The organism is Tenacibaculum geojense (genome assembly GCF_042676005.1).
Classification (GTDB): domain Bacteria; phylum Bacteroidota; class Bacteroidia; order Flavobacteriales; family Flavobacteriaceae; genus Polaribacter; species Polaribacter geojense.
The window spans coordinates 254,871-274,251 of record NZ_JBHTJR010000051.1; the positions used below are offsets into that span (position 1 = coordinate 254,871).

The following is a 19,381-nucleotide window of genomic DNA, read 5'->3' on the forward strand; positions in this document are numbered from 1 at the left end:
TTACAAGTTTTTTAAAGCCTCCTTTAATAGAGTTTCTACATTAGCGCTTGGGTTTTCTTTTAAAATGTTTGTTAACACCTTGTCTGCTTGTTTCCTAACAAAACCTAAAACCTCTAATGCTGATAACGCTTCTTCTTTATTTGTATTGCTTTGACTTACTGAAACTTCATCAATATCAAACGTTTTTAATATTTTATCTTTTAAATCAACAATAACTCTTTGGGCTGTTTTAGCCCCAATACCTTTTACTGTTTGGATTAAAGCTACGTTTTCTGATGCAATTGCTTGCTGAATTTCTTCTGAAGTCATAGAAGACAACATGGTTCTAGCTGTACTAGGACCAACACCAGAAACAGATGTTAACAATCTAAAAACCTCTCTTTCTGTTTTACTAATAAAACCAAAAAGTGTGTGTGCGTCTTCTCTAATATTAAGGTGAGTGTATAACAATACATTTTCATCGCTTGGTAAAGCACTGAATGTGTTAAGTGATATATGTAATAAATACCCAACTCCGTTGCAGTCTACCACTACATATGTTGGATTTTTTTCTACAAGCCTCCCTCTGATTTGTGTTATCATGTAATCCCCTCTATTCTTAGGGTTTAAAAGTAGGAAAATTATTTTGTATTGAAAATTAGAATTTTCCTACTAAAAAACTATCTGTAAATATTCTTTTCACGCTCTTGCGCATCAACAACAGCTACTGCTGCCATGTTTACCATTTCGTCTACACTAGCTCCTAATTGTAGTACGTGAACTGGCTTACTTAAACCAAGTAGAATTGGACCAATAGACTCCGCTTCATCTACTTGTTTTAACAATTTATACGTAATATTTGCCGACTCTAAGTTTGGAAATATCAATACATTAGCTCTTTTTCCGTTTAATTTAGAAAAAGGGAATTCTTTAGCCAATAATGCTGGATTTAAGGCAAAATCTGCTTGTAACTCACCATCAACTACTACATTTGGGTGATTTTTATGCATATACGCTACAGCCTCTCTTATTTTAGCAGAACTTTCAGATTTTGTAGAACCAAAATTTGAAAAACCTAGCATAGCTACGTTAGGTTTCATACCAAACATTTTAGCTAAAACGCATGTATATTGGGTAATTTTAGCTAAATCTTGAGCAGTTGGGTTGATATTAATAGTGGTATCTGCTAAAAACAATGGCCCTTGTTTAGTGAGCATCATATTAGTAGCTGCTACTTTATTAACACCTTTGTCTTTTTCTACCAATTCTAAAACTGGTTTAACAACAGATGAATATGGTCTTGAATATCCTGTAACTAAACCATCTGCTTCGCCTTCATTTACCATCATAATAGCAAAATAATTGCGTTCACGCATCTGTTTTTTAGCCTCTAAAAAAGTTACTCCCTTTCTTTGACGTGCCTTCCAGTATTTTTCAGCAAAGCGCTGTCTTCTCTCGTCTTCTTGAGGTGTTTTTGGATCTATAATAGGTACATCAGCCTCAAAACCTAATTCTTCTTTAAGTTCTAAAATAATTTCTTTATTACCTAATAATATAGGCTTTGCTATGCGCTCTTCTAAAACTCTTTGCGCTGCTTTTAAAACATCTAAATGATCAGCTTCCGCAAAAATAATACGCTTAGGATTTCTTCTAGCACGGTTATGTAATAAGCGAACTTCTTTACTACCAGACCCAGATCGATCCATTAATTCTTCACGATACTTATCCCAGTCTTCAATAGGTTCTTGTGCTACACCACTTTCCATAGCTGCCTTGGCGATTGCAGGTGGAATTTCATAAATTAACCTTGGGTCAAACGGTTTCGGAATTATATACTCTTTACCAAAAGATAAACTTACCTCATCATATACTATATTCACCTGCTCTGGTACCGTTTTTTTAGCTAAATCTGCCAAAGCATGCACCGCTGCTAATTTCATTTCTTCATTAATTTTAGTAGCTCTAACATCTAAAGCACCTCTAAAAATAAATGGAAAACCTAAAACATTGTTAACTTGGTTTGGATGATCTGACCTTCCTGTTGCCATGATAATATCTTCACGAGCATCAACTGCTAAATCATACGATATTTCGGGTTCTGGATTTGCCATAGCAAACACAATAGGATTGCTTGCCATAGAGCGAATCATATCTTGTGTTACTAAACCTCCTACAGATAATCCAAGAAAAACATCTGCACCTTTCATGGCCTCTGCTAAATTGCTGTAAGATTTATTAGTAGCAAATTTTTGTTGGTTTGGTGCTAAATCGGTTCTATTTTCATGTAATAAACCATTTACATCAAACATAATAATGTTTTCTGGCTTAGCCCCTAAAGACAAGTATAACGTAGCACATGATATTGCTGCTGATCCTGCTCCGCTTACTACAATCTTAACATCTTCAATATTTTTTTCTGCCAGTTCTAAGGCATTTTTTAAAGCTGCTGCAGAAATAATAGCTGTTCCATGCTGATCATCATGCATTACAGGAATATCTAGCTCTTCTTTTAATCTTCTTTCTATCTCAAAAGCTTCTGGCGCTTTAATATCTTCTAAATTAATTCCTCCAAATGTAGGCGCAATAGCTTTTACTGTTTCTACAAATTTATCCACATCAGTAGCGTCTACTTCAATGTCAAAAACATCAATATCAGCAAAAATTTTAAATAGTAGTCCTTTTCCTTCCATTACAGGTTTGGATGCTTCTGGTCCTATATTTCCAAGACCTAAAACAGCTGTTCCGTTAGATATTACTGCTACTAAATTACTTTTTGCGGTGTATTTATAAACGTTTGTTTTGTCTTTTGCTATTTCTAAACAAGGTTCAGCTACTCCTGGCGAATACGCCAATGATAAATCGTGCTGAGTTGCATATTTTTTGGTGGGTACAACTGCTATTTTTCCTGGTTTAGGTTTAGCATGATACACCAAAGCTTCGTGTCTTTTACGAGAGTTTCTCATAAGTTTTCTTGTTGTTTGTGAACTGACAAATATACGGTTTGTTATTGAGTATCATAATTTATTAAAAATGATAAATATCATTTTGCATGTTTTAAATGTTATAAAACTTTGCTGTGAACAAACTTAAATAATACGTTATGAATACTACAACCCCCGTTACCATTATTAATGAAGAAGTAACATGGAACAAAAACAAAACTATTGTTAGTAAAACTGATGTTTATGGAACCATTTTATATGCCAATGATGTTTTTTGTGAAGCTAGTGAGTATAAAACCCTAGATCTTATTGGTGAACCTCACAATAAGATTAGACATCCTGACATGCCAAAAATAGCTTTTAAGCTGTTATGGGATGCTCTTAAACGTGAAGAAAACTTTCATGCTATTGTTAAAAACCTAACAAAAACAGGGAAATTTTACTGGGTTATTACAGATTTCACCATTGATAAAGACAAGACTGGAAAAGTTACTGGCTATACTGCTAGAAGAAAAGCGGTTCCAAATAGTGTAGTTGCTAAAATTGAACCTTTATACAAAACACTATTAGAACTTGAAAAAACAAAAGGTGAAAAAGTGAGTGAAATGTACTTTAAAGCTTATTTAAATGAAGAAATTGGGAAAAGTTATGATGAATTTGTAGTTGATTTATTTGAAGAAGAATCAAAAAAAGAAAAGAAATTTATAGAAAAAGCTAAACGAATTAAAGGCTTACAATGGTTCTTTTTTAGTGAATATGATTACTAAAAAACTATCAATACAAATACCTGAATGAAAATATCATTCGGGTTTTTGTACTGGTTTTATAAAGTTTATGTTTCTTGTTAAACCTGAATATTTTGTTCTTTTGACAGCTGATTTTTTAAACACCTTTTTAAAGGTCTCTTCTGTAATTTCTTCCCAGTCTTTTTTGGAAAAAGACAACATATTTTCTTTAGGTTGAAACAATGGTTCTTGATGTGATTTTGAAAAACGATTCCATGGACAAACATCTTGACAAACATCACAACCAAACATCCAATCATCCATTTGGTCTTTAAATTGTATTGGAATACTGTCTTTTAATTCAATGGTTAAGTAAGAAATGCACTTACTACCATCTATTTGATTATTGGGTAATATTGCTTGAGTAGGACATGCATCTATACATTTAGTACACCTTCCACAATGATTTGTTGTGAAGGGATGATCGTGAGCCAACTCTAAATCTATAATTAACTCTGCTAAAAAGAAAAAAGAACCTTGTTGTTTTTGAATTAACAAAGTGTGTTTGCCATTCCAGCCTAAACCTGCTTTTTCTGCCCAAGCACGTTCTAAAACAGGTGCTGAATCAACAAAACACCTTCCGTCTACCGCCCCTATTTCATCTCTAATGCTCGTTAATAATTCAAATAATTTATCTTTTACTACCTTATGATAATCTTCACCATAGGCATACTTGGCAATTTTATAAGAATTATCTACTTGTTTTTCTTCCGGGTAATAATTAAAACTTAATGAAACTACTGATTTTGCTCCCTCTACCAACAACCTTGGGTCTAGTCTTTTATCAAAGTGATTCTCCATGTATTGCATACTACCATGATGCCCATTTTTTAACCACTGTTCTAATTTGGGAGCCTCATCCTCTAAAAAGTCCGCCTTCGCAATACCACAGGCAGAAAAACCCAAACGGCGGGCTTCTTCTTTGATAAACTGTGAGCGTTGTTCTAAGGATTTCAAAAATTAAACATTTTATTAACTACAATATTACAGATATCTTTTAACTTTATACTTTTGTTTGGTTCAAGATATTTTTCAACATAAACTCCCTTCAGTTATGAAAAAAGCGCTTAAAATTGGCGGTATATTTATTGGTTTTGTAATCTTAATTTTAGCCGTTATTCCATTTTTATTTCAAGACAAACTAGTTGCATTGGTTAAAGAAACCGTTAACAACAACATAAATGCAAAGTTTGAGTTTTCGGATGCAAATTTAAGCTTGTTGTCTAGCTTTCCAAAGGCTTCTGTTACTTTAAATGATGTTTTAATAACCAATTTTGAACCTTTTGAAGGTGATACTCTTGCTTACGTAAAAGATGTTCAGTTAAAATTAAAAATTACCGAAGTATTTAAAGCTGCAAATTCACAATTAAACATCAATTCTTTTACTATTGACAATGCAAAGGTTAACATTCTTGTTGATGAAAAGGGAAATGCCAATTATGATATTACTAAAAAAACTACCACTTCAAGTAGCACAGAAAACAATAACGAAACTGCTAGTAGTTTTAGTTTATCGCTACAATCTTACGCAATTAACAATAGTAGCTTATTGTATAGTGACAAACAAGGTAAAATGCATGTTGAACTTAATGAATTTAACCATTCTGGTAGTGGTGACTTTTCTCAAAAAATTACAGAGCTTGATACACAAACCACTACTTCTATTTTATTTGAAAAAGATGGCAGTGTATACGTAAATAACCAACATTTAGATTTAGCTGCTATACTGGAACTTGATTTAGAAAACAGCAAATATTCTTTTTTAAAAAACGAAGCGCACATTAATCAACTTCCTTTAATTTTTGACGGATATGTTCAGTTGCTTGAAAATGAAACCCAAGAAATTCATCTAAATTTTAAAACACCTTCTTCAGAATTTAAAAACTTCTTAGCGCTCTTACCAGAAACTTACGCTAAAAATATTTCTGATGTAAAAACCACTGGAAACTTTGATGTAAAAGGTAAAATTGATGGTAAGGTTACTGCTAATACTATACCAACAATTGATGTTACAATAACTTCAGACAACGCTTCTTTTAAATACCCTAGCTTACCAAAAAGCGTACAAAACATTGCAATTAACACACAAATTAAAAATACTACAGGAAATATTGATGATACTTTTTTAGCCATAAATAAACTTGCCTTTAATATTGATAAAAATAAATTTAGCGGAAATGCTAGAATTAGCAACTTAACTAAAAATCCATATGTTAATGCTACTGTAAATGGAAAAATAGATCTTGCTGATATTAAAAAAGTATATCCTGTTGAATTAGAAAATGAATTAAGCGGAATTATCACAGCCAACTTAACATCTAGTTTTGACATGGACGCCGTTCAAAACAATAAATATCAACGTATTAAAAACAATGGTAACATTGAAATTAATAATTTTCTTTTTGATGGCGATGCAATGGCTAATTCTTTAAAAATTCATAATGCTAAAGTTGATTTTGCTCCATCAAAAATTTCGTTAACTAATTTTGATGCAATTACTGGTACCAGCGATTTAAAGGCAACAGGAACTTTAAATAACTTTTTAGGTTTTATTTTATCTGATAAAAAATTACAAGGAAATTTTACCTTAAATTCTTCCACATTTAAAGTAAGTGACTTTATGACTGCTGATGTTACTAATTCTGAAAAGAAAGAAACTCCATCAGAAGAAAATAAAAAAGAAGAAAAATTAAAAATCCCTGCATTTTTAGACTGTGTAGTTAAAGCCAACGCAAAAGAAGTTTATTACGACTTATACAAATTAAATAATGTTAGCGGAACTCTTATTTTAAAAGATGAAACAGCTACTTTAAAAGATGTTAATGGAAATATGTTCGGAGGTAACATAGCTTTAAATGGAGCTGTAAACACTCAAAAAGAAACTCCTGTTTTTAATATGACCTTAGGCGTAAAATCATTTGATATCGCTCAATCTTTTACCAACATTGAATTATTTAAATCATTAGCACCTATTGCTACTATATTAAACGGTGAACTTAACACCAATATTAATTTATCAGGTAAATTAAAAGATGATTTCACTCCTAACCTAGCCTCTTTAAGCGGAAAAGCATTGGCTGAAATTTTAGCAACCAACATAGATCCCCAAAACTCAAAAGCATTAAGTTTACTTGATAATAAATTAAATTTTATTGATCTTAAAAAACTTAACTTAAAAAACTTAAAAACAAACTTATCTTTTGAAGAAGGAAAAGTAAATGTAAAACCATTTAACTTAAAATATAACGACATAGATATTACAGTAGCTGGTAGTCATAGCTTTGATGAGCTAATGAATTACAATGCAACTTTTAATGTACCTGCAAAATATTTAGGCAAAGAAGTTACAGGGTTATTAGCCAAAGTAGGTAATAATCAACAAAACACTACTGTACCTGTTACTGCTAATTTTTCTGGAAGTTTTTCTCAACCTAATTTAAAAACAGATTTAAGTGATGCTGTTACTAAACTTACTACTAGCCTAATTGAAAACCAAAAAAACAAACTTATTAATAATACTTTAGGAAACATTTTAGGTGGTAAAAAAAGTGATGAAAAATCATCTGCTACCGATACTAATTCTGGTGATAAAACAGTAAATAAAGTTAAAGATGTTTTAGGCGGTCTTTTTGATAAAAAGAAAAAAGATACTACTAAGAAAAAATAATTTAACAACATTTAAACAATAAAAGTATGCAACATATTATAAGTTCGTACTTTTATTGTTAAAGTTTATGATATGCAAAAAATTACTTTTCTAATTTTAATCTTGAGCTGTACTGTTATAAATGCTCAAATTAAAGGTAAAGTAACAGATAAAAATAATAATCCGCTACCTTACGTTAGTATTTTTATTCAAAACACTCTTGTTGGAACTACAACCAACGATAATGGCTTTTATGAGTTACCTATTGCTAAAAAAGGCGAATACACTGTAAACTTTCAATTTTTAGGTTATAAAACAATTAAAAAGAAAATTTCAGTATCTCAATTACCTTTTACATTAAACGTAAAAATGAGTGAAAAGCAAGAGCTTCTGAATGAGGTGTCTATACAAACCAAAGAAAATCCTGCCAACGCAATCATCAGAAAAGCTATTGCTAACAAAAATAAAAACACTCAAAAATCTGGAACATATACAGCAGATTTTTACTCTAGAGGTCTTATTAAAATTAAAAACGCGCCTAAAAAAAGACTTGGTTTCGAAATTGGTGACTTAGGTGGAGGGTTGGATTCTACTCGTAGTGGTATAATTTATCTTTCTGAAACAGTATCTAAAATTACAGCTCAAAAAAAACCTAAAAATTTTAAAGAATTTATTGTAGCCTCTAAAGTTAGTGGCGATAACAATGGCGTTTCATTTAATCAAGCAGCAGAAGTTAACTTTAACTTATACAACAACTTAGTACCTTTAGCTAACAATGATTTATTTTCTCCAATATCTGGATACGCTTTTTCTTATTACAGATTTAAACTTGTTGGTTCTTTTTATGATGAAAGTAACAGGTTAGTTAATAAAATTCAGTTACTCCCCAAAAGAGAAAACGACCGTGTTTTTGGTGGATACATCTATATTGTTGAAGACGATTGGGCTATTTATGGTGCTGAACTAACTGCTACTGGCGCACAAATTAATAATCCTGCAATAGATATATTACACATTAATCAAAATTACACCTATGATGCTCAAAGCAAGGTTTGGGCTTTAATGTTACAAACTATTGACTTTAAAATTGGAATTTTAGGTTTTAATATGAACGGACGCTTTTCTGCTTCATATTCTAATTATAATTTTTCTCCAACAATTACTGAAAATACATTTACTAAAGAAATTTTATCTTTTGATGAAAATGCTACAGACAAAGACAGTAGTTATTGGAGAGAACTAAGAAAGGTTCCGTTAACTTCAGAAGAGCAGAATGATTATGTAAAAAAAGATAGCATTAGTAGCTACAGAAACTCTAAAAAATATTTAGACTCGGTTGACACAAAACGCAATAAATTTAAAATACTAAGTCCTATTTTAGGATATACCTTTAGAAATTCTCATGAAAAATGGAATGTAAGTTACACGGGGATTTTAGGAGATTTAAACTTTAACACTGTGCAAGGTTTTAACACTTCTGCTGGTCTAAATTATACAAAAAGACTCAATGATAAAGGCAATGCATACACAATTGGTGCAAGCGCTAATTACGGTTTAGCAGATAAAAGATTAAGACCTAGTGTTTTTTTTAATAAAAGCTGGAATAACTTTAGCAAACCATATTTAAGTTTTGAGGCTGGTGTATCCGTTCAGCAATTTGATGATAGAAACCCTATAAGTACATTATACAACTCATTATATTCTTTATTTGCTAAAGAAAATTATGCAAAGTTTTACGAAAAATCTTTTGCCAAAATTAGTTACTCTAGAGAGCTAAAACCAGGAATACGTGTGTATTCAAATTTTGAATATGCCAGAAGAAACTCTTTATTTAACAATACAGATTATTCATTTTTTAATAGAGATGGTGAATACCAAACCAATAACCCGTTTGACAATAATGATTCATCAGCTTCATTTAATAAACATTATGTATTTACAGGACAAATTGCAGCACAAATTAACTTTGGTAGCAAATACATTACCTATCCAGACTCTAGGTTTACAGTAACTAGTAGAAAATTTCCTACTTTAACACTTGGCTATAGAAAAACTTTTGGATCTGGAATGCCTTCTTTACATTCAGATTTTATTTTCTCTCGCTTACAACAACAAGTTAGTTTTGGAAATTTTGGACAATTAAATTATAATGCACGCGCAGGTATGTTTTTTAACACAGATAATCTTCCTTTTATAGATTATTATCATCCGTTAGCAAATGAAATTGGGCTTGCAAATTTTGACAGGTTAAGTGGTTTTAATATAATGCCTTATTATAAATTTAGCACAAATGATCAATATGCCGAAGCGCATATACAGCATAATTTCAAAGGTTTTTTATTAAGTAAAATACCTCTTGTAAACAAACTAAATTTCCACACAGTGGTTGGATTTAAAGGTTTTTACTCAAACAAAAAACCATATTCAGAATACACTCTTGGATTAACTAATATTGGATGGGGAAAATGGCGTTTTTTACGTTTTGATTATGTAAAGTCATTTCACAACAACAACACGCATGATCAGTTTTTATTAGGCATCACTATATTTAATAACTAATATTATGGAAGTACAAATATTGTTATTTGGCATTACTACGGATTTGTTAAATACTAAAGAACTACTGATTACTTTAGAAGAAAATAGCAATGTAGCTGAGTTTAAAAAGATGTTATCTGAAAAATATCCGCAGTTAAAAAGCTTACCCAGTTATGCTGTTGCCGTTAATGAAGCTTACGCAGATGATTCGTTACTTCTTAAAAAAAATGATATAATCGCAATTATACCTCCAGTAAGTGGAGGTTAATTTATATCTTAAACAAGATTAATCTTATTCTTCCCTATAAAATATAGTTTTAAATTATTTCCATCTATTTCTTTAAAACGGGAAATCTGGCTAAAACTATAAAGCTCTATTTTAAAAGCTAGATTCTAATGAAACACCTTCTTTTTAATACCTATAGAAGAATAGTAACTTGAATTAACCTCATTACTTCTTTAAATATTTTCCAACAAAAAAGGTTCCGAAAGGAAGCAAAGAAAGCAAACAAACAATTCCGAATTCTTTATTATTCCAATTTAAAGTTGGCTTTAATAAAAATGCCAAAACTATATATGCTACAAATAATAATCCGTGAGGCATTCCAAACATTTTCACGTAACTAGGATCGTTACCTAAACTTTCTAAATACTTATATGGCATTCCTAAAAAAACTAAAAGTAAATATGAAATACCTTCTAAAAAGCTGACAATTTTGAATAATTGAATCATAATAATAATATTTAAAAATTTGCCATTAAAGACAATGATAGGTTTCGTCCTGGTGCAGAAATACTAGATGCGAACTCTTTATAATGTTCATCAAAAATATTGGTTAATCTTGCTTGTAAGGCAAAATTTTTATTAACGGTATATTTAGTAAATAACCCTACGGTTGCCCAACTTGGTGTTCCGTAATATTTATCAACATCATTTTCAGCATCTGGATTAATAATAGGTGTTTGATTTTGATTATCTATACCTTCTTCTAAGTTATAATCTTCTATATTTTTTTTAGCATTAAAACGAAGATTTGCTCCTGCTTCAAACTTTGAAAACTTATAATTAACGTCGAAATTTCCAAATAATGGTGGTATGGAAGACATTGGTAAATTGGTGTCATAAGCCTTACCTTCTGTATAAGTTACAGAACCAGAAGTTGTCCACTTATCACTTAACTTTCCAAAATAACTAGCTGTAAAACCAGCTACGTAAGCTTCCCCTTTATTAACGTTCGCAACAATATTACCTTCTTCTCCATCGTATGTTATTGTTGAACTTCCGTTTAGCATAAAATCTTCTCGGTAGATATAATTGGTAAGTAATGTGTAATATGCATTAACTCCAGCCTTGAACTTTCTTTTATTAAAGTACTTAAAAAAACCCATTTCTAAACTATAAGCTTGTTCTGGCTTTAATTGTGTATTTGGTACTGTTACATCTCCATTTTTTTCACGAACCTTACCAACATCATCTAAATTAGGGGATCTAAATCCAGAGGATAACACTGCGTTTAGTTGCCAAGTTTTATTTGGTTTATATACATAACCTAAAGTAGCTGTTAACGATGTATTACTAACATCAAAATCTGATTGTGGAAGGTTAATAAATGTATCATCTAACCATGTAGCACTTAATTGGGTGTTTGTTAACCTTGCTCCAGTGTTTAAGGTAGATTTCTTACTTAAATCTTGCCTGTAATCTACATACAAAGCTGAGCTTAAATAGCTACTTCCTCCATCTGGATAACGAGATTGTACTGCAAAATCGCCATCAAAACCAGTAATATTACCATTTTCTACTTGAAGAACTTTGCCAAAAGAGTTTGATGACACATCGTTATAAGCAACCTCAAACCCGTAACCTAAATTTCTATTTTTAGCGGTAGTTACCATAAAATCACCATTAACACTAAATACATCAACTTCTTCTTCTCTGTATGATCTTTCTAAACTGTTAAATTTTCTTTGAATTCGGCTTTCTTTTATATTTTGATATCCTAAAGTTATGGTTCCTGATTGCATCCATGACTTTTTAGGATTAATTTTTAACTGGGGAGACAATAACAAACGTTGTTGCGGACCGTAATTCCATTCAGCAAACTTTAAACTACCATCTTTATATTCTGTTAATCTATCAAACCTAGGAATATCAGATGATGTAGAGTATTGAATGTTAAACTTAAAATCTGTATTTTTCGAAAACGGAACATAAAACTTTTGAAGAATATCCGTTTGAGAGTGGTTTGTATTTCTTTGTAAGCTGGTATTTTTATTTTCTGTTGGATTTTCGGCATAATTACCATTTACATTTTCTGAATAGAAATAAACTTTGCCCCAATCAGTAAACCCATGCGATCTATTTTCTCCCATTACTAAATCTCCAAAATCGGTATATGATACACTTGTAAAACTTGCCCATTTTGGAAAACTTAATTCTGCAGATACTACATTGGTAATTTCGTTGTTTATGGTTGAAAACCTAGAAAACAAACTACTTTTAACTTTTTTTTCAGAAGACAGCTTTGGAGTTTTGGTATAGTAATGAATAACTCCCCCTAACGCATCTGAACCATACATAACTGATGTAGGTCCAAAAACAACTTCTGTTTTGTCTAATAAAAACGGAGCAACTGTTATCGAATTTTGTAGATGGCCTTTTCTGTAAATAGCATTGTTTAATCGTACACCATCTACAACTAATAACACACGATTACTTTCCATACCACGTAAAACAGGACTTCCGCCACCAAATTGTGATTTTTGAACTTTAATACCTGGAATATTTGCTAATAAATCTGCCGATGTTTGTGGTGATATTTGTGCTATTTGTTTTGCTTTAATAATTTCTACTTGTTCTGCTATTCTACTTCTTTTAGCCTCATTTCTAAGCACAGAAACTACAACCTCATCTAGTTTTTCAGAAAATTTTGATAAATAAACCTGATAATTATTTGCTATAATTAGTTTTTTTGTTGTGATGAACTCGGCATAAGAAACATGAGAAAAATAAATTACTTCATCATCAGCAAAAGCATCTACTGAAGCTTTTCCGTCATCATTTGTCACCTCATTTTTTACTTTACTTTGGTTTGTTAGTGTTGCTCCTCCAATTGGTTTGCCTGATTCAGCATCTAAAACAGTTATTTGCTGCGCAAAAAAATTGGTAACAAAAAATATAAATAGTGTAGTTAGTGTTTGTTTCATAAATTAATTAAATACCGTTTCTAAAACCTCTAAAGATTTAGGAGTTTTAAAGCCATCCAAATGTAATTCAAAATATCTAATAATTGTTTTTAAGATAGTTTGCCTTTCATTTTTACTGAAAGAAATTGTATGAATTGCATCAAAATTTATGCCTAATAGCTTTTTAAACTGTACTAATTCATCACCTGTAATTACTAATTTATCATAGGTTAAGTGTGTAAAGTTGCCTTCTACTAAATTGAATGCCATAGCATCAGAATCTGTAGTATCTGGATAAAAACCTAAATAACGGGTTAAATTAAGTAAAAACAATAAGTGAAAATTACTTACAGAATTATGTGTATCTAACCAAATTAAGGCGGTTTCTATGTAATTATATAATGATTGATTTTCTTCTTCTTCCTTTATAATACCCGATAAAACTTCTGATAAAAAAAGGACAATAGTTTGTTTTACAATAGAGATATAGATAGTATCATAATGATGAGTAACTTGTGCATCTCTTATACTATTTAAAGTTCCCTTGTTATTATGACTAGCTGTTATAGATAATTGTGTAAGTGGTTGAAAGTATGCTGGCTTTAATTTTCCTTTTTTAGATTTTAAAACACCTCTTATTAAATATGATTTTACGCCTTCAGCCGCAGTAAAACATTTTACTATTAAACTGGTATCACCATACTTTATAGCGCTAAAAACAATTGCTGGTGTAGTTACTATTGCCATTAATTTACAATTGCAATTTTAGTTGTAGCACTCTCACTACCGTCTTCTGTTGATAACAAAACGATGTAAATGCCTGATGCAACTTTATTACCTGCTAAATTTCTTTTGTTCCAAACAACTTTTCCTCCTTGCAACTGCTCTCCCTCAATAACATTAGTTTCATAAACCAAATTACCTGCAACATCTAATATCTTAACATTTGTACCTTTAGGTAAACTTGTTCCGTTTCTTCCATCAATAGTTACGTTATCATGAGTAGGTAATACTGGGTTTGGATAAGCGTATACTTCTTCTAAACTTGCTCCGAAAGGAGAAACGTTGCTATTATACGCTACAATACCTTTATCTGTAGCAAAATATACTTTACCTGTAGAGTCATCTACAGCTATTTTAATAATTTTATTGGATGGTAATGGTGAATTATCTTTGCTAAAATTAGCTATTGTGGTTTGTCCATTAGGGTTTGTGTACAAAGCCCCTCCATTATCTGTCCCAAACCATTTATTATTTGCTCCATCTACTTTTATAGTATTTATAGTTTGGTCACCTAATAGTTTCTTTGGTATACCATCATCTAAAATAATTATTGGTGCTGCATCATAAATATTTGCATCAAAAACACCCGCTGCGTTATTATAAACTACTAAGCCCGATAATGTACCTAACCAAATTCTATTATTAGCATCTACCGCTAAAGTTCTTACATTTAAATTAGGTAAACTTCCTCGAGTAGGTTCTGTAGTAAAAGCTCTTTTCCTATCACCATTTTCATTATAAATAAACACTCCATTACTTCGGGTTCCAATCCAGATACTATTACTATTATCAACAACTATCTCGTTCATTCCTGGACGATTAACTTGATAGAGGTCATTAATGTTATAGCCAGTCCATTGACCGGTTGGTGATAATTTTTTTATACGCTGATTAGCAATTAAATTAGTTACCCATAAGTTGCCTTGACGATCAAATATCGAATTTGAAACACGGATAGTTACTCGATTAGGATCTGAAGGAACAATATCTTCCAACGGACTATTTAAATGATTGTAAAATTGTGTAACATTATCATCTACAATTTCAAACAAACCTCCTGTTAAAGGAGTATTAACTAGGTTTGTATCGCCGAAAGCACTTATAAAAACCCTATTTTCTGCATTTTTATCTATGGTTACTCCCACTAAATCTCCAAAAGGGTAACTACTATCAAACGGAGTATTTATCCAATCTTGCCCGTTAAAATGAGAGAAACCTTGCCTATTTTCAACAGGTGTATACGTAGCATCATACCCTCCGTAAACAATCCATAAATTATTATTATAGGCATCAACAGAAAAAACCTGATTAGACAATGGGCCTTCAGGATGAATTTCTGTATAATTAGCTGCATTTAAAGCTGCATTTAAAATACCATATTCATTGGTTGCAATCCATAAATTATTTCCATCAAAAAAACTATTGTTTAAACTAAAATTAAACGTTGTGTTACTTGTATTTTGTCCAATAGTATTAAATGAAGTATTGAAAACTTGGGTGCTATTTTGTAAACCTACGGTTATATTACTTTCTGACGCTTCTAACGATTTTATATTTTCTGAAAAAACTTGAACCTGATCTAGCGTATTTCCGTTAAGTCTTAATAATCTTTGATTTTGAAAAGTATAAACATCATTACCAAAATTGATTAATTCTGAGAAGTCTCCAGCATATTGCAAACGCCAATTAGCAGCATCTATTAAATTTGGACTATTTACATCAGCTACATAAATGCCGTTGGCTGTTGCTGCATATATTTCATTATTTAAAACTGTAATATCTTTAACATCTACACTAGTAGAGCCTGCTCCTATAAAAAAAGTATCACCAAATTCTAAATTTTCAATATCATAAACTACAACTGCAAATGATGTTGCCAAATACAACAAGTTATTGTACTCATAAATTGCATTAATCTTTTTTAATCCCGATTGATTAAAATTAGTAATATCTGGAGATATGGTAATTCTTCCATCAGTATCCACCACTTCTATCAAACCATTCTCATAGCCTACCACTAACCTATCTGTTGTTTTGTTAAAATGAATAGCGGATGTTGTTTCACCAGAAAGTCCATTAACGGATGATAGTTTTGTTATTTCTTGACTTTGTATATTATAAGTAAAAACAGCATTGTCTGTTAATGCAAAAATAACCTCATCAACAATTACAAAATCTTTAACCGAATTGTAAGAAAAAAAGTCTTCCCATTGGCTGCTATAATCGGTTTGAGCTTGCCCAAAAAACGATAAAAAAAGTATAAAACCGAGTAAAATTCTCCTCATATCATTGTCAAAGATATTTAATAATAACGATAAAAAACGATACATTCGTACAAATTTGAATTCTGATATTATGAGCTTAGAGATAGAACGTAAATTTTTAGTTACTTCTGATGATTTTAAACAAAATGCCTATCAAAAAACCTATATAAAACAAGGCTTTTTAAATTCAGATAAAAACCGTGTTGTTCGTGTTAGAATTACAGATACTAACGGATTTCTTACCATTAAAGGAAAATCTAATACAAGTGGCACCACTCGATTTGAATGGGAAAAAGAAATTTCATTGCAAGAAGCCACACAATTGTTGGCTTTATGTGAAGAAGGTATTATTGAAAAAACTAGATACTTTATAAAACAAAACAAGCATATTTTTGAAGTAGATGAATTTTTAGGTGATAATTTAGGTTTATGTATTGCAGAAATAGAACTTGAAAATGAACATGAAGTTTTCACAAAACCCGATTGGTTGGGTAATGAAGTTACTGGTGATGTTAAATATTACAATAGCGCTATAAGTAAAAACCCTTATAAAAATTGGTAATAAAAAAAGACGCAAAAGAGTTTTTGCGCCTTTTATAAGTAACATAAATAATAATCCCCTAATTTATTATGAACTCATTTTAAACTTAAATCAAAAACGAGGCCAAAAAACATTTTTAGAGGTTAAATTTCACAAAAAACATCAATTTTAACAATTTATAAGTAGTAAATAGCTAAAAAATGGCTCAAGCTTCCTAACAAAACAAATACATGAAAAATAGCATGATTGTATTTAATTTTTCCAATAGAGTAAAATATTGCTCCAATTGTATAAAAAACTCCGCCAGCTACTAAAAATGTAACTCCCTCATCAGAAAGTGATTTAACAAGTGGCTTTATAAAAAAAACAACTTGCCAACCCATTAGTAAGTACATTAATGTAGAAACTTTATCAAACTTACCAGTAAAAAAAAGTTTTAAGACAACTCCAACCAAAGCAAAAAGCCAAACAAATAAAAACATATACCACCCTAACTTAGAGTTTAAAGCTATAAGACAAAATGGCGAATAACTTCCTGCTATTAATACATAAATGGCAGCATGATCAAAAATATTAAATCGTCTTCTTACTACAGGTTTTGTAGATGCATGATAAAATGTAGATGCTACGTAGAGTATTATTAAACTTAGTCCGTATAAAATTAGGCTTACTTTACTCCAAATAGCCCCATAATTAAAAGCTTTTTGTAATAAAAAAGGAAAAGCTATCAAACTAGCCAATAACCCCAAGCCGTGTGTTATTATATTTAATCGTTCTTCTTCTCTAGGATATCGGTGATTTAAATTCTCGCTCATTATTAGGCCTGTTAGTATCTTTCATATATAACTTGTCATTCGTTAACTCATTGTGCATTAAATCAAATGTTTGCTGTTTTAATGCTTCTCTATCCTCGTTTGTTAAACCTTCTGTAGTAATAAATTTACATTGCTTTACTCTAAAAGTACCCGGTCTTCCTTTAAAAAAATCCCAAGAAAACAATCGTTTACAATCATAATATAATTGCGGCACAACAGGTATTTGTTGTTCTATTGCCAAACTAAATGCGCCGTTTTTAAAGGGAGATAATACTACATTTTCTGTTGGTACTAATCCTTCTGGAAAAATAGCGATACTGGTACCGTTCACCAATCTAGCTTTTGCCATTTCATAAACCCTTTTTCTACTTTTAGGACTACTTCTATCTACCATAATCACTACTTTTTTGTAGAAAAAACCAAAAATTGGAATTTTAACAAGCTCTTTTTTTCCTACAAAAACAATTGGGTTTTTACTTAGTGCACACATTACCCAACCATCTAATAAAGATGCATGGTTGGCACAAAACATATAACTTTGATTAGGATCTAACTCTTGCTCTCTTTCCACTTTTAAACGAAAACCCATCGCATAAATTAAAAAAAATGACCATGCGCGTAATAATTTCCAAAATACAGGGTAAAATTTAACATGCGAAGTTAGTATTAACATAATGGGAGACATCAACACTACAGAACCAAGTATTAAGACATAAAACCATATTCTCCACACTAGTCTAATAGGAAATAAAAGGTATTTCATGTATCTATTTTTATTTTCAAAAAACACAGAAGATTAAATAGTACACTGCTAAATACAGCTCCTTTAATTTTCTTAGATGCTAAGGTAGTAATTTCTTTTGTTTGATTATTTTTGTTGCTCAAATTATAAAGAATGGCAAGAATTTTAACAGGCGTACAAAGTACAGGAACCCCACATCTTGGAAATTTATTAGGAGCAATTTTACCAGCTATAGAAATGGCTAATCAACCAGAAAATGATGCGTTTCTTTTTATTGCTGATATGCACTCGTTAACCCAAATTAAAGATGGTAATCAACTACGAGAAAACACCTATAGTACAGCTGCAACTTGGCTTGCTTGTGGAATTGACATTAATAAAACTGTTTTTTACAGACAAAGTGATATTCCTGAAACTACTGAATTAACCTGGTATTTAAGTTGTTTTTTTCCATACCAAAGACTAACATTAGCTCATAGTTTTAAAGATAAAGCAGATAGATTACAAGATGTTAATACTGGTTTATTTACTTACCCAATGTTAATGGCTGCAGATATTTTATTATACGATGCAGAAGTTGTACCTGTAGGTAAAGATCAATTACAACATCTAGAAATGACTCGCGATGTTGCTAACAGGTTAAATAATATTGTTGGTGATATTTTAGTTCCGCCACAAGCAAAAATTAATGAAGATACCAAATTAGTACCTGGTACGGATGGTGAAAAGATGAGTAAATCTAGAGATAATATTATCAATATATTTTTACCAGATAAAAAATTACGCAAACAAATAATGGGTATTCAAACAGATAGCAAAGCTTTAGAAGAACCTAAAGATCCAGATACAGATAATGTTTTTGCTATTTATAAGCTACTTGCTAATGAGGAACAATTAGCTACTATGCGTGCTAACTATGAAGGTGGTAATTATGGTTACGGACATGCAAAGCAAGCTTTATATGAGTTAATTTTAGAAAAATTTGCTGATGTAAGAGCTAAATACAATCATTACATGGAAAACAAACATGAAATTGATGAAGCTTTAGCTGTTGGTGCCGAAAAAGCTCGTGTTATTGCACAAGACGTTTTAAAAAGAGTAAGAACAAAAGTTGGATATTAATCCAAATCACATATTATTTAATAAAAAAACCGAAGTAA

At 30.9% G+C, this 19,381-nt stretch carries 15 protein-coding genes; 6 read left to right on the top strand and 9 right to left on the bottom strand.

The features are described from left to right. Complete coding sequence (gene ruvA / locus ACFQ1U_RS11855) at positions 1-582, bottom strand: Holliday junction branch migration protein RuvA (protein WP_386108628.1); 582 nt, start codon at positions 580-582, stop codon at positions 1-3. Positions 583-659: 77 nt separating this feature from the next. Further along, positions 660-2,942, bottom strand: a complete 2,283-nt coding sequence (locus ACFQ1U_RS11860) for an NADP-dependent malic enzyme (protein WP_386108630.1) — start codon at positions 2,940-2,942, stop codon at positions 660-662. 137 nt (positions 2,943-3,079) lie between these two features. On the opposite strand from ACFQ1U_RS11860, the gene ACFQ1U_RS11865 reads away from it, so the two are divergent. Beyond that, positions 3,080-3,688: a PAS domain-containing protein gene (locus tag ACFQ1U_RS11865; RefSeq protein ID WP_386108632.1), complete on the top strand. Its 609-nt coding sequence runs from the start codon at positions 3,080-3,082 to the stop codon at positions 3,686-3,688. A gap of 33 nt (positions 3,689-3,721) precedes the next feature. Here ACFQ1U_RS11865 and queG read toward each other — a convergent pair whose 3' ends face one another. Beyond that, entirely contained in the window at positions 3,722-4,663 is a 942-nt protein-coding gene (gene queG / locus ACFQ1U_RS11870; protein ID WP_386108634.1) for a tRNA epoxyqueuosine(34) reductase QueG, read from the bottom strand. Between the two features lie 97 nt (positions 4,664-4,760). On the opposite strand from queG, the gene ACFQ1U_RS11875 reads away from it, so the two are divergent. The 3 genes from ACFQ1U_RS11875 (at position 4,761) to ACFQ1U_RS11885 (ending at position 10,158) form a co-directional block, all read left to right on the top strand. Beyond that, positions 4,761-7,373, top strand: coding sequence for an AsmA-like C-terminal region-containing protein (locus tag ACFQ1U_RS11875; RefSeq protein ID WP_386108637.1), 2,613 nt, complete (start codon positions 4,761-4,763; stop codon positions 7,371-7,373). Positions 7,374-7,445: 72 nt separating this feature from the next. Further along, complete coding sequence (locus ACFQ1U_RS11880; RefSeq protein WP_386108639.1) at positions 7,446-9,911, top strand: DUF5686 and carboxypeptidase regulatory-like domain-containing protein; 2,466 nt, start codon at positions 7,446-7,448, stop codon at positions 9,909-9,911. 4 nt (positions 9,912-9,915) lie between these two features. Then, positions 9,916-10,158 (top strand): MoaD/ThiS family protein, encoded by a 243-nt coding sequence (locus ACFQ1U_RS11885; RefSeq protein ID WP_386108641.1) that lies wholly within the window; start codon positions 9,916-9,918, stop codon positions 10,156-10,158. A 183-nt stretch (positions 10,159-10,341) separates the two neighbouring features. Here ACFQ1U_RS11885 and ACFQ1U_RS11890 read toward each other — a convergent pair whose 3' ends face one another. From ACFQ1U_RS11890 to porZ, 4 genes are read right to left on the bottom strand one after another with little or no spacing between them, the layout of a single operon-like run. Next, positions 10,342-10,623 carry a DUF3817 domain-containing protein gene (locus tag ACFQ1U_RS11890; RefSeq protein ID WP_386108643.1) on the bottom strand — a complete coding sequence of 94 codons (282 nt, stop codon included), beginning with the start codon at positions 10,621-10,623 and terminating at the stop codon, positions 10,342-10,344. Positions 10,624-10,634: 11 nt separating this feature from the next. Then, positions 10,635-13,097, bottom strand: a complete 2,463-nt coding sequence (locus ACFQ1U_RS11895; RefSeq protein ID WP_386108645.1) for a TonB-dependent receptor — start codon at positions 13,095-13,097, stop codon at positions 10,635-10,637. 3 nt (positions 13,098-13,100) lie between these two features. After that, positions 13,101-13,823, bottom strand: coding sequence for a DNA repair protein RecO (gene recO, locus ACFQ1U_RS11900; protein WP_386108647.1), 723 nt, complete (start codon positions 13,821-13,823; stop codon positions 13,101-13,103). Continuing rightward, on the bottom strand, positions 13,823-16,189 hold the full coding sequence (porZ, locus tag ACFQ1U_RS11905; protein ID WP_386108649.1) for a type IX secretion system anionic LPS delivery protein PorZ: 2,367 nt from the start codon (positions 16,187-16,189) through the stop codon (positions 13,823-13,825). Before porZ ends, recO begins: the two co-directional genes overlap by 1 nt. A gap of 25 nt (positions 16,190-16,214) precedes the next feature. Between porZ and ACFQ1U_RS11910 the strand changes: the two genes are divergently transcribed. Next, positions 16,215-16,685, top strand: coding sequence for a CYTH domain-containing protein (locus ACFQ1U_RS11910; RefSeq protein ID WP_386108651.1), 471 nt, complete (start codon positions 16,215-16,217; stop codon positions 16,683-16,685). Positions 16,686-16,840: 155 nt separating this feature from the next. Here the strand turns inward: ACFQ1U_RS11910 and trhA are convergent, their stop codons facing one another. Together trhA and ACFQ1U_RS11920 are read right to left on the bottom strand one after the other, a co-directional pair. Continuing rightward, positions 16,841-17,479, bottom strand: a complete 639-nt coding sequence (gene trhA, locus ACFQ1U_RS11915; RefSeq protein WP_386108653.1) for a PAQR family membrane homeostasis protein TrhA — start codon at positions 17,477-17,479, stop codon at positions 16,841-16,843. Next, complete coding sequence (locus tag ACFQ1U_RS11920; RefSeq protein WP_386108655.1) at positions 17,448-18,242, bottom strand: lysophospholipid acyltransferase family protein; 795 nt, start codon at positions 18,240-18,242, stop codon at positions 17,448-17,450. Before ACFQ1U_RS11920 ends, trhA begins: the two co-directional genes overlap by 32 nt. 132 nt (positions 18,243-18,374) lie before the next feature. Between ACFQ1U_RS11920 and trpS the strand changes: the two genes are divergently transcribed. Beyond that, positions 18,375-19,343 (top strand): tryptophan--tRNA ligase, encoded by a 969-nt coding sequence (gene trpS / locus ACFQ1U_RS11925; RefSeq protein ID WP_386108657.1) that lies wholly within the window; start codon positions 18,375-18,377, stop codon positions 19,341-19,343. Positions 19,344-19,381: the final 38 nt, after the last annotated feature.